Annotated in this window: 13 protein-coding genes and 1 pseudogene; 2 read left to right on the top strand and 12 right to left on the bottom strand. The window is 72.9% G+C overall.

What is annotated here, in order from left to right; genetic code table 11:
- The 11 genes and pseudogenes from ACFP3V_RS00765 to ACFP3V_RS00715 all read right to left on the bottom strand — a co-directional run.
- Nucleotides 1-524 (bottom strand): annotated as a pseudogene (locus ACFP3V_RS00765) (hypothetical protein); the annotation flags it as partial.
- A 55-nt stretch (nt 525-579) separates the two neighbouring features.
- Nucleotides 580-1,866, bottom strand: coding sequence for a hypothetical protein (locus ACFP3V_RS00760; protein WP_380578509.1), 1,287 nt, complete (start codon nt 1,864-1,866; stop codon nt 580-582).
- A gap of 81 nt (nt 1,867-1,947) precedes the next feature.
- Nucleotides 1,948-2,694 carry a glutamate ABC transporter substrate-binding protein gene (locus tag ACFP3V_RS00755; protein WP_380578507.1) on the bottom strand — a complete coding sequence of 249 codons (747 nt, stop codon included), beginning with the start codon at nt 2,692-2,694 and terminating at the stop codon, nt 1,948-1,950.
- Nucleotides 2,695-2,938: 244 nt separating this feature from the next.
- On the bottom strand, nt 2,939-4,279 hold the full coding sequence (locus ACFP3V_RS00750) for a hypothetical protein (protein WP_380578505.1): 1,341 nt from the start codon (nt 4,277-4,279) through the stop codon (nt 2,939-2,941).
- A 169-nt stretch (nt 4,280-4,448) separates the two neighbouring features.
- Entirely contained in the window at nt 4,449-5,579 is a 1,131-nt protein-coding gene (locus ACFP3V_RS00745; RefSeq protein WP_380578503.1) for an N-acetylglucosamine kinase, read from the bottom strand.
- Nucleotides 5,570-6,835, bottom strand: a complete 1,266-nt coding sequence (locus tag ACFP3V_RS00740; RefSeq protein ID WP_380578501.1) for a 6-phospho-beta-glucosidase — start codon at nt 6,833-6,835, stop codon at nt 5,570-5,572. The genes ACFP3V_RS00745 and ACFP3V_RS00740 overlap by 10 nt, the downstream gene beginning before the upstream one ends.
- Nucleotides 6,835-7,743, bottom strand: a complete 909-nt coding sequence (locus ACFP3V_RS00735) for a carbohydrate ABC transporter permease (RefSeq protein WP_380578499.1) — start codon at nt 7,741-7,743, stop codon at nt 6,835-6,837. The genes ACFP3V_RS00740 and ACFP3V_RS00735 overlap by 1 nt, the downstream gene beginning before the upstream one ends.
- A 14-nt stretch (nt 7,744-7,757) precedes the next feature.
- On the bottom strand, nt 7,758-8,723 hold the full coding sequence (locus tag ACFP3V_RS00730) for a carbohydrate ABC transporter permease (protein ID WP_380578497.1): 966 nt from the start codon (nt 8,721-8,723) through the stop codon (nt 7,758-7,760).
- Between the two features lie 93 nt (nt 8,724-8,816).
- Entirely contained in the window at nt 8,817-10,166 is a 1,350-nt protein-coding gene (locus ACFP3V_RS00725; RefSeq protein ID WP_380578542.1) for an ABC transporter substrate-binding protein, read from the bottom strand.
- A gap of 197 nt (nt 10,167-10,363) precedes the next feature.
- Nucleotides 10,364-11,566 (bottom strand): ROK family transcriptional regulator, encoded by a 1,203-nt coding sequence (locus ACFP3V_RS00720; protein ID WP_380578495.1) that lies wholly within the window; start codon nt 11,564-11,566, stop codon nt 10,364-10,366.
- Between the two features lie 159 nt (nt 11,567-11,725).
- A complete protein-coding gene (locus tag ACFP3V_RS00715) occupies nt 11,726-12,793 on the bottom strand; it encodes an ABC-2 transporter permease (protein ID WP_380578493.1) in 1,068 nt (355 codons plus the stop codon).
- A gap of 129 nt (nt 12,794-12,922) precedes the next feature.
- On the opposite strand from ACFP3V_RS00715, the gene ACFP3V_RS00710 reads away from it, so the two are divergent.
- Complete coding sequence (locus ACFP3V_RS00710) at nt 12,923-13,678, top strand: DUF6159 family protein (protein WP_380578491.1); 756 nt, start codon at nt 12,923-12,925, stop codon at nt 13,676-13,678.
- A 7-nt stretch (nt 13,679-13,685) separates the two neighbouring features.
- Here ACFP3V_RS00710 and ACFP3V_RS00705 read toward each other — a convergent pair whose 3' ends face one another.
- The gene (locus tag ACFP3V_RS00705; RefSeq protein WP_380578489.1) at nt 13,686-14,711 is read right to left on the bottom strand and encodes a mechanosensitive ion channel family protein; all 1,026 of its coding nucleotides are present in this window, start codon (nt 14,709-14,711) and stop codon (nt 13,686-13,688) included.
- 196 nt (nt 14,712-14,907) lie between these two features.
- Here ACFP3V_RS00705 and ACFP3V_RS00700 point away from each other — a divergent pair, with 196 nt between their 5' ends.
- Complete coding sequence (locus tag ACFP3V_RS00700) at nt 14,908-15,507, top strand: HNH endonuclease (RefSeq protein ID WP_380578487.1); 600 nt, start codon at nt 14,908-14,910, stop codon at nt 15,505-15,507.
- Nucleotides 15,508-15,585: the final 78 nt, after the last annotated feature.

The following is a 15,585-nucleotide window of genomic DNA, read 5'->3' as shown; positions in this document are numbered from 1 at the left end:
GCGGCGCCGGAGGCGCCGGCCGGGCCTGACGTGCCGCCAACTGCGGCCGGGCTCGGCGGGATGCCCAGTCCCGTGCCGGGCGCGCCGAAGGCGCCGCTCCCGGCGGAGCCGGGCAGGTGGGCCGCCGCGCCGGGGGCGCCGACGGCGCCTGACGTGCCGCCAACTCCCGCTCCGTGCGCGGCTCCGCCGGGGAAGGCACCCCCGCCGGCCGCGCCGGAGGCGCCGGCCCCGATGGAGCCGGTGGGGTAAGCGGTCCCTCCGGACGCGGCGCCGGAGGCGCCGGCCGGGCCTGACGTGCCGCCAACTGCGGCCGGGCTCGGCGGGATGCCCAGTCCCGTGCCGGGCGCGCCGCTCCCGGCGGAGCCGGGCAGGTGGGCTGCCGCACCGGAGGCGGCGGCGGAGCTGGCGGCCGCCGCGGGGGAGAGGGGGCTGAGGCCGCACTCCGTGCAGTAGCCGTCCGGGTCGATCTCGCCCGGGCAGTCCGGGCGGTTGCAGGGCGTGCCCGCGGGCGTCGTGGTGCTCATCGTTGCCGCCTCCCCCCGTGCCGGGCCGTGGTCGTGCGCCGTACCGAAGTCATCTCTACCCCCGCCCCGCCTGTCGCAGCGCCTGCTGGTACCGGAGGACCGCCTGTTCCGCCGCCCGCAGGTCGCAGGGGGCGCTCCAGAGCATCCGCCGGGCCTGGTCGTAGCGCTCGATCAGTTCCGGATCCTCGGCCACCCGCATCCGGGCCGCCATCGCCTTGTACGCGTCCAGGCGCCCCCGCAGTTCCGCCCGGATCGCGAGCGGTGCGGTGACCTCCGTCAAAGACTCCCGGGCGCGCAGCAGTTCGCGCTGCGCCGCCGCCTCCAGGGTGTCCAGCAGCGGGGCCAGCCGGTGCCACTGGCCGTGCTGCCGCAGCAGGTCCGCCTGGGCCAGCCGCTCCCGCATCGCCGTGGCGGGGCCGGGGACGGCCGGGACCTCCGTGGCGGCTATCTTCGCCAGCACCTCGCCCCGCGCCCGCCGCGCCTCGGACAGCGTGGCGTCCGCCCGGCTGAGCACGGCGGCGACCCGTTCCAGCCGCTCGTCCGCGTCGTCCCGCAGCCGCAGCAGGTCCTCCAGCTCCAGCCGGATGTCGTCCACCGCCCGCGCCGCGCGGTCGTAGCGGCCGGTCTCGACGACGCCCGGGACGGGGTCCCGCTCGCTGTCCGCGCCCGTCGGCTTCGGCGTCCAGAACGCCAGCGGGTCGCAGACCACCTCGTCCCGCAGCGCGGCCAGTTCCTTCCCCAGGCCGTCCAGCGCGTCCGCCGTCGGGTGCTCTCCGACGAGGACCCCCACCGACCGGGCCAGGGCCTGCACCCGGCCCAACTCCGCCAGCAGCAGGTCGATCCGGGCCGGCAGCGCGGTCCACACGGCGTCCGCCGCCGTGGCGACGGCCATGATCCGGCCGTACCAGTCGTTCATCCGGTCGACCAGCTGGACCAGGCTCACCTGCTCGGACAGCCGCACGCCCGCCGTCAGCGTGCGCCCGGCGACCGGGAGTTGACTGCTCGACAGGGTGACCCCGGCGCCGCGCAGCAGCTCGGTCAGCTCGACCAGCTCACTCTGCCCGGGACGGGACCTGCGGGCGCGCACCGCCCTGGCGGCCGCCAGCGCCTCCGAGTAGGTGTCGAAGAGGGACCACAGCAGCGCGAGCCCGGGCTCCGCCGCCTCCCACTGCTGCCGGGTGCGGCCGCTCAACCGGGCGCCCTCCAGCAGGCGTCGGCCCGGGTGGTCCTGCAGCGCCAGCAGCGAGGCCTCGACGGCCTCGCGCTCCGCGCTCAGCCGCGCGAGCGCGCGGTCCGCCTCCTCCCGGGTCATCACCGGACCGGTCGGTCCCGTCAACGCCATCCCTTACGCCCCCATGCAGCCGTGCAGTGCGGTTCGGTCCACTCGCTTCGCCGTCACGCCGTCAGATTGTCAGATCGGTCCTCAGTCCCGGTAGCGCGGAGCCGGCGGGACCGCGTCCCGGCCGCCCATGCTCTGCTTGAGCCACTTCCCATACTCCGCCTGCCACTGCGTCGCCGCGTACTGCTCCAGCACCGCGTTGACCCGCCGCACCAGGTCGTCCGAACCCAGCTTGACGGCAACGCCGTAGTACTCGGTGTCGAGCGGACCGCCCACCAGGTGAACACTCGGGTCCTGGGCCACCTGCCCGGCGCCGAGCGCGTTGTCGGTCACCGTGGCGTCCACGTTCCCCAACTGCATCTGCACCAGGCAGTCCAGCTGGTTCGCCACCGGGACCGGCGTCGCCCCCAGCGTGTTCTCGGCGACGAAGTTCTGCCAGGCCGTCGAACCGCTCGCCGCGCACACCCGCTTGCCCTTGAGGCTGCTGTCGAAGCCGGTGATGCCCTGGTCCGCCACCGGCGCGACCACCTGCTGACCCGCCGTGAAGTAGGGCGCGGAGAAGGAGACCTGCTTGGCCCGCTCGCAGTTGATGGTCATCGTGCGGACCACGATGTCCACCGTGCCGTCCTGCAGCGCCTCGACGCGCTTGGCGGTCGGCACGGCCAGGAAGTCCACCGCGTTCGGGTCGCCCAGCAGCGCCTTGGCGATGGCGTGCACCAGGTCGATGTCGAAGCCGGTCAGCGCGCCCGTCTGCGGGTTGCGGTAGCCCCAGTTGAAGCTGTTGGTGTCGATGCCCGCGATCAGCCGTCCGCGCTGCCTGATGCGCTGCACGTTCGGGCCGTCCTGCGGGCCCGCCGTCGGCCGCAGCGACTGGCCGCTGCAGTCGTCCCCGGACGCCGCCAGCGCCCGTGCGGGGAGCCGCGGTTGGGCCTGCGCCTGCGCCCGGCCCTGCGGCCGGCCCGCCGCCGCCGTCGCGTCCGCCGCCGCGAACGCGCCCAGCAGCAGCCCGGCCGCGCCGNCAGCGCCGCCACCCGGTCGCCGCGGAATCGCCTGAACCCCATGGTCTGATCCCCCCTCACCGGTACTCCGCCACCCGGCGGTTGATGCCCAGCACCGCGGCCAGCGCGGCCAGCGCCGCCAGCACGGCCGCGCCGACGGCGAGGCCGGAGGTGGCGTCGTGGGCGTCGGCGGCATGCTGGGCGAACTGCGCCTGCTCGTGCTGGACGGCGTCGCTCAGGGACTTGTCGAGCGCGTTGAAGGTGGCGCTGATGGTGCCCTGGTCCTGGCTCGCGGTGCCGATGGTGGCGGCCACCGCCCTGTCGTACGCGCCGCCGTCGTTCAGCGACTTGGCGGCGTCGTGCTGCTTCTGCCAGGCGGTCCACTGCGTCGACACCGCGCTCAGGTCCGCCTGCGCGGCGGCGTCGCCGCCGGTCGCGCCGCGGGCCTGGGACAGGTCGGCGGACATGGCCGGCTGCAGCTTCTTCTCCCAGCTGTCCTCGTAGTCGGTGGTGGAGCCGCGGGCCACCAGGTTGAGGTTCTCCGCGCCCCGGCACTGGAGGGCGGTGATCCGGGCGGTGTTGATGATCTGCAGCGGCGCCGAGCCGTGGGAGTTCGCGTCGGAGAGGGAGAGCGTGGCCAGGGTCTGACCGGCCGTCAGCCACAGCAGGCCGGCGAGGGTCAGCAGCGTCGCGGTGACCAGGCCCGGGTTGAACACCCGGTTGGTGCGCCGGAACAGGCGCAACTGCGTCCAGGCCAGCACCGCCAGGGCGACCAGGCCGAGGCCGATCGCCGCCCACGGGAAGGACTTGGCGTCCGCGTAGTCCCGGTGCAGCCGGGCCGTCTCGGCGTCGTAGAGGGCGCGGGCCTGGGTCAGCATGCCGCCGTCCTGCTGCATGTTCGCCGAGGCGAAGCGCAGGTAGGCGCCGCCGAGCGGGTAGCCGACCCGGTTGTAGCTGCCGGCGGTGCTGACCAGGGAGGTGTAGGAGGGCAGTTGCTGGTTCAGCTTGGTGATCCACTGCTGTCCGGGGTCGTCCGCGGACGTGCGCGCGGCGGCCTGGGCGAGCAGCGCGGAGGCGCGCTGGACATCGGAGTTGTACCGGGCGCGCACCGCCTGCGACTCGCTCCCGGCCTGCAGGAAGCCGGTGGCGGCGGTGGTGTCGGCGTCCGCGAGCGACCGGAAGATCTCCGCGGCGTCGTTGCTGAGCGGCTGGCTGTGGGTGCGCACGTTCTCCGCGGCGGTGCTGCGCTGGCTGACCTGAACGGCCGTCAGCGCGCCGAAGGCCACCATCAGGACGACCAGCAGGCCCCCGACGGCCCGCAGCCGCCCGGGCGCGGAGCTCAGCCGCTGCCCGACCTCCGCCCGCAGCCCCTCGCCCCGTCCCCGCCCCACTCGCGGCGGCCCGACGACTGTCGCCATCCCGGCCCTCCCTTCCCCCGGTTCCCCACCATCTCCCGGCAGCAGTATGGCCGCCGCCCGGGACGCACCACAGGGTACTTGCGGCGATCTTGAGCTATTGATCCGGAGCTGTGACACAGGGCCCGCCCCGGCGGGCGCGCGGCATGCCGGGGCAGGGGCTGTCGTCCCGTCAGCGCCGCAGCGCGTAGGAGGCGCGCAGGCGGTGCTGGGCATGGGGGTCGTGGCGGTCGGGGACGGAGGCCGCGAGGTGGTCGAGGCCGAGCAGGGCGGCGCCGACGACCGGCGGAGTGGTGGTGATGCGGGGGACGGCCAGCGGGGCGTCCGCGGCGAGGCGGGCGTTGACCCGGTCGAGCAGCAGGGGCTGACGGGCCGCCAGCACGCCGCCGCCCAGGACGACGTCGGCGGGCGTGCCCAGGAGGTCCAGCCGGCGCAGGCAGACCAGGGCCATCCGGGCCACCTCCTCGGCCTGACGGTCGATCAGCTCCAGGGCCACGGCGTCCCCGTCCTCCGCGCAGCGGAACAGCACCGGGACCAGTTCGTGCAGCCGGTCCTGCTCGATCTCGCCGAGGTGGACCGCCTCCGCCACCGCCAGTGCGCTGGGACGGCCGAAGTGGCCGGCGACGGCCGGGGCCAGGGCGGTCGGGGCGCCGCGCCCGTCCTCGGCCCGTACCGCGTGCCACATCACCTGCGTGGACAGGCCGCCCCCGCCGCCCCAGTCGCCGGTGATCTCGCCGAGGGCGAGGAAGCGCGCCGTCCGGCCGTCGGGCAGCAGGCCCGCCGCGTTGATGCCCGCGCCGCAGACGACCGCGACGCCGCGCGGAGCGTCCGTCCCGGCGCGCAGCAGGGCGAAGGTGTCGTTGGCGACGACCGTCGTCCGCGACCAGCCGCGCGCGGCGATCTCGCGCTGCAGGGCCTGTTCCTCCACCGGCAGGTCCGCGTTGGCGAGGCAGGCGGAGGTGTGGGTGACCAGCGGCAGGGCGGCGCCGGTCAGGCCCGCCGCCGCCGCGGCGGCGGCGACCAGCGGGGCCAGCCGGTCCACCGCCCCCGTCGGGCCGTGGACGTGCGGGTGGAAGCCGCCGCCGCGGGCCGAGCCGAGGACGGTCCCGTCCGCGGCGACGATCGCCACGTCCGTCTTGCTGTTGCCCGCGTCCACGGCGAGGACGCCGCGCAGGGCCTCGGTTCCGGCAACCCCCACGGTGCCGGAGCCGAGCGGGTTGCCGACTTCGGCGGCGCCGGAGGAGGCGCCGGCCGGGTCGGCCGGTTCGGAGGAGGTCAGGTCCACTGCGGTGCTCACGCCCATGCCAGGTACTCGTGGTTGTGCGCGAGCAGACGGTCCGTCAACTGCTCGGCCAGGTCGATCTGGCCGACCAGCGGGTGCGCCAGCAGCGCGTCGAAGACGCGGTCGCGGCCGCCCTTGAGCGCCGCCTCCAGCGCCAGTTGCTCGTAGGCGGTGACGTGCGCGATGAGGCCGGCGTACAGCGGCTCGACGGGGGCGACCGGGAGCGGGACGGCCCCGGCCGAGGAGACCGACGCGGCGACCTCGATCACCGCGTCGTCCGGGAGGAACGGCAGCGTGCCGCGGTTGAACACGTTGACGACCTGCTCGCTCACCGACCCGTCCGTGCCCAGCAGCGAAGCCGCCAGCTGCACCGCCGCCTCGCTGTAGAAGGCGCCGCCGCGCTTGCCGAGCAGCTCGGGCTTCTCGTCCAGCGCCGGGTCGGCGTACAGCTCCAGCAGCTGCTTCTCGATCGCCGCCACCTCGCTCGCCCGCGAGCCCTGCTCGCGCAACTCCCGCACCACGGCGTCGTGTTCGTAGAAGTAGCGCAGGTAGTAGGAGGGGACCACGCCGAGCCGCCGGACCAGCCCGTCGGGCAGGTGCAGGTCCGAGGCGATCGCCGCGCCGTGCTCGGCGAGCAGCTTCGGCAGGACGTCCACGCCGTCCAGCCGAACGCCCCGCTCCCAGGTCAGGTGGTTGAGTCCGACATGGTCCAGGGCCACCCGTTCCGGTGCCACCCCGAGCAGCGCGGCGAACTTCCGCTGGAAGCCGATGGCCACGTTGCACAGGCCGACGGCCCGGTGACCGTGCGTCAGCAGGGCCCGGGTGACGATGCCGACGGGGTTGGTGAAGTCGACGATCCAGGCGTCCGGGTTGGCCCGGCGCACCCGCTCGGCGATGTCGAGGACCAGGGGGACGGTGCGCAGCGCCTTGGCCAGGCCGCCCGCCCCGGTCGTCTCCTGGCCGACGCAGCCGCACTCCAGCGGCCAGGTCTCGTCCTGGTTGCGGGCCGCCTGCCCGCCGACCCGCAGCTGCAGCAGCACGGCGTCCGCGCCGTCCACCGCGGCCTCCAGGTCGCCGGTCGTGGTGACGGTCCCCGGGTGGCCCTGGCGGGCGAAGATCCTGCGGGCGAGGCCGCCGATCAGTTCCAGGCGCTCGGCCGCCGGGTCCACCAGGACCAGTTCGCCGATCGGGAGCGAGTCGCGCAGCCGGGCGAAGCCGTCGACGAGCTCGGGGGTGTAGGTGGAACCTCCGCCCACGACTACCAGCTTGAGGCCCATCAGCCCTTCACTCCTGTCAGTGTCACGCCTTCGATGAAGGCCTTTTGCGCGAAGAAGAACACGACGATGACGGGGGCCATGACGAGCATGGTCGCGGCCATCTGCAGGTTCCAGTTGGTGTGGTGGGCCCCGTGGAAGGACTGCAGTCCGTAGGAGAGCGTCCAGGCGGCCGGGTTGTCGGAGGCGTAGATCTGCGGCCCGAAGTAGTCGTTCCAGCAGTAGAAGAACTGGAACAGCGCCACCGCCGAGATGGCCGGCCGGGCCATCGGCAGCACGACCCGGAACAGGGTGCGCAGTTCGCCGCAGCCGTCGACCTTCGCGGCGTCCAGGTACTCCTTGGGGATGGTCAGCAGGAACTGGCGCAGCAGGAAGATGGAGAAGGCGTCGCCGAAGGCCATGGGGATGATCAGCGGCCACAGCGTGCCGTCCAGGTGCATCTGCTTGGCCCAGAACAGGTACATCGGGATGACGATGACCTGCGGCGGCAGCATCATCATCGAGATCACCAGGATCATCGCCAACCGCCGGCCCGGGAACCGGAACTTGGCCAGGGCGTAGGCGACGGGGACCGAGGAGACCACGGTCAGCACGGTGCCCAGCACGGCGTACTCGACGCTGTTCTTCCACCAGGTGCCGAACCCGGGCACGTCGAAGACGTTCTTGTAGTTGCTCCAGGCCCAGTGCTGGGGCCAGTAGCTGTTGGTCAGCGCCTGACCGTCCGTCATCACCGAGGTGAGGAAGACGAAGACGAAGGGCAGCAGGAACAGCAGCGCGACGGCGATGCCCACCGAGTGGACGGCGATCCACTCCAGGGCGCGGCGGCGCCGGGCGCGGCGCCAGGCGGCGTCGGAGGCGGAGGGGGCGTCGCCGCGGCTGGGCGAGGTGGTCAGGGTCAGTGTGTCACTCATGGTCGGTCACTCCCTCAGTCCTCGCCCATGAGGCCGGCGCGGCGGCGCATCAGCAGGGCGGTGCAGGCCATGGCGACGACGAAGAGCAGGATGGACACCACGCAGGCGGAGCCGTAGTCGAAGCGCTGGAAGCCGATGTTGTAGACGAGTTGGGGCACGGTCCAGGTGGAGCCGTCGGGGAAGCCGGGCTCGAACTGCTGGCCGGAGTTGCCGACGACGCCGGAGGCCACCTGCCCGGCGATGATCGCCTGGGTGTAGTACTGCAGCGTCTGGATGATGCCGGTGATCACCGCGAACATGATGATCGGCCGGATGTTCGGCAGCGTGACGAAGCGGAACTTCTGGAACGGGCTCGCGCCGTCGAGCGACGCCGCCTCGTACTGCTCGGTGGGCACGTCCAGCAGCGCGGCCATGAAGATGACCATCAGGTCGCCGATGCCCCACAGGCCCAGCAGCACCAGCGAGGGCTTGGACCAGTTCGGGTCGTTGAACCAGCCCGGCTGCGGCAGGCCGAGCTGGCCGAGCAGGTGGTTGACGGGCCCGGTGCCGGGGTTGAGCAGGAACGCGAAGGCGATCGTCGCGGCCACCGGCGGGGCGAGGTAGGGCAGGTAGAAGGCGGTGCGGAAGAAGCCCGCACCGGTCTTGATCTTCGTGATCAGCAGGCCGATGCCGATGCCGAAGACGGTGCGCAGCGTCACCATCACCGCCACCAGCCAGGCGGTGTTGCGCACCGCCTGCCAGAAGAAGGGGAACTTGGTGACGACGTAGTCGTAGTTCTTGAAGCCCACGTAGCTCGGCGGGTTGAAGCCGTCGTAGTGGGTGAGGCTGAAGTAGACCGTGGAGATCAGCGGGTAGGCGAAGAAGACGCAGAACCCGATCAGCCAGGGGGACAGGAAGCCGACCGCGGTCGCCAGCTCCTTGCGGCGCTTGCGGCGCAGGGCGGGCGGGGTGCGGTTCGGGGTCGGCGCAGCGGTTGCCATCGCGGAGTCACCACCGGGGGAGGGGAGTTCGGGCGGAGCCGGTGGCCCGGCGGGGGAGCGCCGGGCCACCGGGGCGGATCACTCGGAGCGGCCTCACCTGGCCTGGGCGAGGTCCGTGTCGATCTGGTTGGCGGTGTCCGTCAGCGCCTTGGCCAGGCCCGCGTCGCTGATCTGGCCGGACTCGTACTTGTAGCCGAGGTTCTGGTAGGTGGTGATGTACGCGGCGCCGTTGGGGGCGGCCGGGGTGGTGTTGCTGCCCGGGTTGGCGGCCACATCCAGGAAGGTCTGGAACTGCGGGGTCTTCACCAGGTCGGGCGACTGCAGGCCGGCCAGCGTGCTGGGCACGTTGGAGATGGCGTTGGCGAAGGACACCACCGCGTGCGTGTCCGTGGTCAGGTACTTGAGGAACTCCCAGGCGGCGGCCTGCTTCTTGCTGGTGGAGGCGATGCCGATGATGGTGCCGGTCTGGTAGCCGATGCCGTACTTGTCGGCCTGCCCGTCCGGGACCGGGAGCGGGGCCGTCGCGTAGTTGACCTTGGCACCGTCGCTCTTGATCATCGAGACCCGCCACTCGCCGTCCAGGGCCATGGCCACCTGACCGGTCTCGAACGGGTTCTTGGCGCTGAACTCGTCGCCGAAGGAGGTGCGGTACTTGTCCAGCTTCTTGTACCCGCCGAGCGCGTCGACCAGCGTCTTCTGCTCCTTGAGCGCGGCCGCGAAGGCCGGGTCCTTGGCGATGTTCGACTTGCCGGCCGAGTCGAACCAGGTCGGGCTGAACTGGGCGGCGTAGTGCTCGGTGGTGGTCTCGTAGCCGTGGTAGAGCGGCATGAAGCCGAGCTGCGCGTAGCCGGAGGCGGTCTGCTTGGTCAGCTTGACGGCGTCGGCCTGGAACTCGCTCCAGGTCTTCGGCGGGGAGGCGATGCCGGCCGCCTTGAACATGTCGGTGTTGTAGTACAGGCCGTAGGCGTCCCCGAGCAGCGGCAGCGCGCACTGGTCGCCGTTGTAGGACGTGTAGTTGAGCATCGCGGCCGAGTAGGTCTTGGCCTTGTCGATGCCGTCCTTCTGCAGGAACGGGTCCAGGTTCACCCACTCGCCGGTCTTGCAGAAGCCGCCGACGTTGTTGGTGGAGAAGGAGGACACGACGTCCGGAGCCTGGTCGCCGCCCGCCCGCAGCGCCTGGTTGATCTTGTCGTCGGTGACGTTGGCGACGGCCTTGACCTTGATGTTCGGGTGCGACTTCTCAAAAGCGGCGATGTTGTCGTTGATCGCCTTGAGCTCGTTCGCCTGGCTCCAGCCGTGCCAGAAGGTGATGGTGACCGGGGCGCTGGAGCTGCCGGTGCTGCCCTGGCCGCCCCCGCTGCTGCCGGTGCAGGCGGCGGCGGTCAGCGCGAGCGTGGCGGAGACGGCTATGGCCGCGGCGGTGCGGCGGCTTCTGCCGGGGATCTGACGGGTGCTCACGGTGGTCCTCCTGTGGGGTCGCGGGCGTCCTTGCCCGCCTGAGGTTCGGCCGGATGACTGGTGCGGGGGTGCCTGGGTGTGCGTGGTGCGGGCGGCGCCGGGGCGCCGGAGGCTGTGCTGGGCCGCGGCCCGGCACAAGTGCCGTGTCCGGACCGGGAGTTCGTGGAATCGTGGGATGCGTGCTACGCCGTGGTGAAGACCTGCTCCCGCACCGTCGCGAGGGCCGTCTGCAGCCCCCCGGCGACCACCGGGGAGCCGCCTGCCGCGCCGAGGGCGCTCAGCAGCAGCCGGGGCCGGGGCACGGCGAGCCCGGTCAGCTCCTCGGCGACCGCCGCGCGCAGCGGTTCGCCGCCCGCGGTCGGGATGTCGCCGCTGAGCAGGACCAGCTCCGGATCGACGACGGCGACGATCGCGGCCAGCCCCGTCGCCAGCCGCTGGGCCAGCGTCCGCAGCACCTGCGCACCGGCCGGGTCCTGACGCTCCGCCAGTTCCCGGGCCCTGGCCACGGCCTCGGCGGCGGTGCGGTCGCCGACCCGGTGCTCACGGGCCAGGGCCAGCACGGCGGGGGCGCCGGCCAGCTCCTGGAAGCCGCCGGAGTTCTCCCGGCGGACGTTCTTGATCAGCGGGGCGCCGGGCAGCGGCATGTAGCCGACCTCGCCCGCGCCGCCCGTGTGGCCGCGGTGCAGGCGCCCGGCGATGACGACGGCCGCGCCGACGCCCTCCTCCGCCCACAGCAGGACGAAGTCGTCCACCCCCTGTGCCGCGCCGAGCCGCTGCTCGGCGACGGCGGCCAGATTGACGTCGTTCTCCACCGCGACCGGCAGGCCCAGCCCCGAGGCCAGGTCCGCGAGCAGCGTGGGGGAGTGCCAGCCGGGCAGGTGCGGGGCGTAGCGCAGCTTGCCGTCGGCCGGGTCGAGGGCGCCCGGGGTGCCGATGACCAGCTGCTTCACGGCGTCACGGGCGAGCCCGGCACCGGCGCAGGCCGCGTCCAGGGCCTCGGCCACCCGCTCCACCGTGCCGGCGGCGCTGCGGCCGGGCGTCGCCAGCCGGTGCTCCCCGACGACCTGCCCCGTGAGGTCCGCGACCGCCACCCGGATCCGGGCCGGGGTGACGTCCATCCCGGCCACGTGGGCGGCGCTGCGGTTGATCTCGTACAGCTGCGCTCCGGGCCCGGGCCGTCCGGCGGTGGTGCCGACCGGGACGACCAGCCCCGCCTGCTCCAGCCGGGCCAGCAGCTGCGAGGCGGTGGGCTTGGACAGGCCGGTCAGCGCGCCGAGCTGACTGCGCGACAACGGCCCCTGCTCCAGCAGCAGTTCGAGGGCGGCGCGGTCGTTGATCGCGCGCAGCAGGCTCGGCGTGCCGGGCTGTGCGGGGCTGGTGGCCATGGGCGTCGTCGCTCCACTAATAGGAAAGTTTCCTAACGGTGGGAGGAACGTACGGCGACGCCCGGGCGGCTGTCAATGCATGCGGACGGCCCCCGGGGCCGAGGAGACCGAAGTGTTACCTCGTCTCCCGGCCGCGGGGGCCGTCGGGTCGACCGCGGATCAGGCCGCCACCGCTTCTTCCAGCTCCTCCTCGCGCTCGGCCGGCGTCTCCGGGGCGGCCAGCGGGCGGCGCCGCTTCTCGGCGAGCGAGGCGACGCCCATGAAGGCCGCGCCCACCACCAGCCAGACCGCCAGCGTCAGCACGTTCCCGGCCAGGCCGCCGCGCCCGTCGAAGTAGACCGCGTTGCGCGCGCCCTCCAGGAAGCCGGCCCCGTTCCAGAAGGCGTGCAGGCTGCCGAAGAAGCCGTTCTGCAGGTCGGGGCGGTAGATGCCGCCGGAGGAGGTGAAGTTGAGCATGACGAACAGCAGCATCGTGCCCAGCGTGGTCCACCGGCCCAGGAAGGTGTGCAGGGCGGTGCCGACGGCCATGACGCCCGCCGAGTACGCCCAGGACAGCGCCCAGACGGCGGCCAGGTCGTGGTCCACGAGGTGGAACACCGGGCCCGCGAGCAGCAGGCCGATCAGGCTGACGACGAGCGAGGCGCCGAGGACGAGCAGTCCGCGCACGCGCATCCGCAGCACGCCGCCCGCGCCGCCGATCACCGCGACACTCGCGTAGGAGCCGATGCTCACCGCGACCAGGAGGAAGAACAGCCCCTGCCCGGTCGGGTCGCCGGAGGCGAGCGGGGTCAGTTCGGTGACGGTCAGCGGCCGGTCCGCGGTCTGCGCGGCGACGGCGGTGAACACCTTCTCGGCGGCGGTCGCCGAGGTGTCCGAGTTGGCGGAGGCCACCAGCAGCGTCGGCGTCGCGGAGTCCGGCACGTAGGCGCCGACCAGCTGACGGTTCATCAGCTCGTGCCGCGCGGTGGCCTGGTCCGCCACGGTGGTGACGTCGAGTCCGCTGCCGGCCTTGTCCTTCAGCGTCTGCGCCAGCACCTGCACCTGCGGGGTGCTGCCGACCACCGCCACGCCGAGGTGGTTCGGCTTCGGCGCGTGGAACGCGCCGAGGTAGGCCAGGCCCATGCCGACGCACATGAGCAGCGGCATGACCAGGTGGGTGAGCACGTGCCGCAGCACGACCCGCTGCGGGACGGGCGCGGCGGCGTGGTGGGACGGTGAGGCAGACATGCGGGCGACCTTCGCATCATCATTGGTATTTACAACTATTCTCTAAGTTGTACTTTACAACGAAACTCGGCACGGACCCAACCTTCGTGTAGAACAGCCCTCCGGCGCACGGGCGGGACAGGGGCGGGCATGGCGGACGGTGTGATCAGAACGGCGGCGAAGGTGCTGTACACGCGCCCCGGGTTGCTCGGCTTCCCCCTGCTCGGCCTGGCCGCCTACGCGGTCGTCCTGACGGTCGCAGTCTCGCTCCCGCTGCACGGTGCCTGGGAGCGACTGCGCGCGGGCCATCACCTCACGCCCGGCGACGCCACTGTCCTGGGGGCGGTGCTCGTGGTGCTCGCATGCGTCAACACCTACGTCTCGGCGAGCCTGCAGCACTCCGTGCACCGGCTGCTGGACGGCTCCAGGGAGCCGCTGCGCGTCTCCCTGGCCGCCGCAGGGCGCCGGCTCCCCGTGCTGACCGCCTGGACGCTGCTGGCCGCCGTGCTCGGCAGCATGCTCCGGGTGCTGGAGAACACGGCAGGGCTCAGCGTGGTGTTCGAGCTGTTGGGCCTCTCCTGGTCCCTGCTGACCTTTTTCGCCGTCCCGGTCCTGGTGCTGGAAGGGGCCGGCCTCGTCTCGGGGCTGCGCCGTTCGCTGGTCCTCGGCCGCAGGCAGGTCGGCCGCTGGGTGACGGGCACCCTGCGCGTGTGGATCACCACCATCCTGGTGGGCCTGGCCGCGCTGGCGGCCCTGGTCCTGGCGGTCGAGACCGACGACCCGGCGGTCATGGCCGCCGTGGCGGCGGGCGTCGTCCTCCTGCTGCTGCTCACCGGGCTGTGCCAGGCCGCGGCGACCGCCACCTACCGGGTTGCGCTCTACCGCCGCGCGGTGGCCGGGGACTGACGGACCCTCAGGGCTTGTCCGAGGGGAGCGGGCTCGCGGTCCGGGACTGGGCCGAGTTGGGGTCCGCGAGGGCGGAGGGCGCGGCGATCTCCACGGCGGGGCGCGGGGCGGGGACCGATTCGGGAGTGTCCGGCAGTTCCGGAGCGCCGGCCAGGCGGATGCCCTCGGCGTCGAGGGCCAGCTTGATCCGGCGGCGCAGCTCCCGGGCCACGGACAGCGACTTGCCCGGCTGGGTCTTGGCCTGGACGTGCAGCAGCACCGCGTCCCCGGCCAGCGAGTCCACCCCCAGGATCTTCACCGGCTCCCAGAGCAGCTCGCTCCACTCGTCCTCCTTGCCCATCTCCTCGCCGGCGGCCAGGATCAGCCGCTCGACCAGGTCGAGGTCGGAGTCGTAGTGCACCGGGACCTCCACGTTCGCCGTGGCCCAGCCCTGGCTCATGTTCGCGATCCGCTTCACCTCGCCGTTGCGGATGTACCAGATCTCGCCGCCCTGCCCGCGCAGCTTGGTCACCCGCAGGCCCACCTCCAGCACGGTGCCGGTGGCCACGCCGGTGTCGATCTGGTCGCCGACGCCGTACTGGTCCTCCATGATCATGAAGACGCCGGAGAGGAAGTCCGTCACCAGGTTCCGCGCGCCGAAACCGACCGCGACGCCGGCCACACCCGCGCTCGCGAGCAGCGGGGCCAGGTCGATCCCGAGGATCGGCAGGATCGTGATCGCCGCTGTGCCGAGGATCACGAAGGACGCCACGCTGCGCAGCACCGAACCCATCGCCTGGGAGCGCTGCCGGCGCCGCTCGGCGTTGGCGAGCAGCCCGTTGATCAGCGTGCCGGAGGAGCCGGCCGACCCGCCGGAGGCCATCCGGCCGACCGCCTTGTCGATGACCTTCAGCACCACGGCCCGGATGACCAGGGCCGCGGCCAGGATGAACAGGATCCGCAGGCCCCCGTAGAGCCAGCCCTCCCAGTGGGAGCTGAGGTAGCTCACGGCCTGGTCGGCGTTCTGCGTTGCGGTCTGCGCGGTGCGGTCCATGGCCGCCAGGGTACCGAGGGTGGAAGATCCGTCGGCGTGACAGGGCGTCACCTTGGGCATCACCAGTGTGGGGGAGGACACACTCCCTCCGATCACCCGGAGTGCTGGCGCGGGAGTGTGGCCTGCGGTGACACTGTGGGAGATCGCTGTTTCGTCCCGGCACGAGCCACGTGCCGTCGGCGCAAGGGAGGCCCTCGTGGCACATGTCCTGGTCCTGAACGCGTCCTACGAACCGCTCGGCGTCGTGTCCCTACGACGCGCCCTGGTGCTGGTCCTCGACAAGAAGGCAGTCAGCCTGGAGGACACCGGGGTACTCATGCACAGCGCCACCAGCGCCATCTCGGCGCCGTCGGTCGTCCGACTGACCCGTTTCGTCCGCATCCCCTACAAGGGACCGGTCCCGCTCACCCGCCGGGCGCTGTTCGCGCGCGACGGCGGACGCTGCGTCTACTGCGGGGGCGTCGCCACCAGCGTCGACCACGTGATCCCGCGCAGCCGGGGCGGACAGCACGCCTGGGACAACGTGGTGGCGGCCTGCCGCCGCTGCAACCACGTCAAGGCCGACCGGCACCTGGCCGACCTCGGCTGGCGGATGAAGCGCCCGCCCGCGCCCCCGACCGGCCTGGCCTGGCGGATCATCGGGACCGGACACCGGGACCCACGCTGGCGCCCGTACCTGGAGCCGTACGGCACGGCCGAGGAGCTCGCCCATATGGGGGCGGGGCGGTCGGGCCTGCCCTCCCAACCAGCCGACGCCCCGCTCTCCCCAGGAGCCCCGGCCGATCGATGCGCCTAGCGCACCACGGATCCCGGGGCTTCTTGCTGTAGTTGCACCGACGCGCCAGGGGCGCGGGCCGCGCGAGCAACGCACCAC

The organism is Streptacidiphilus monticola (assembly GCF_042658505.1).
Taxonomy (GTDB): Bacteria; Actinomycetota; Actinomycetes; order Streptomycetales; family Streptomycetaceae; genus Streptacidiphilus; species Streptacidiphilus monticola.
This window is presented reverse-complemented; position numbering and strand designations above follow the sequence as displayed.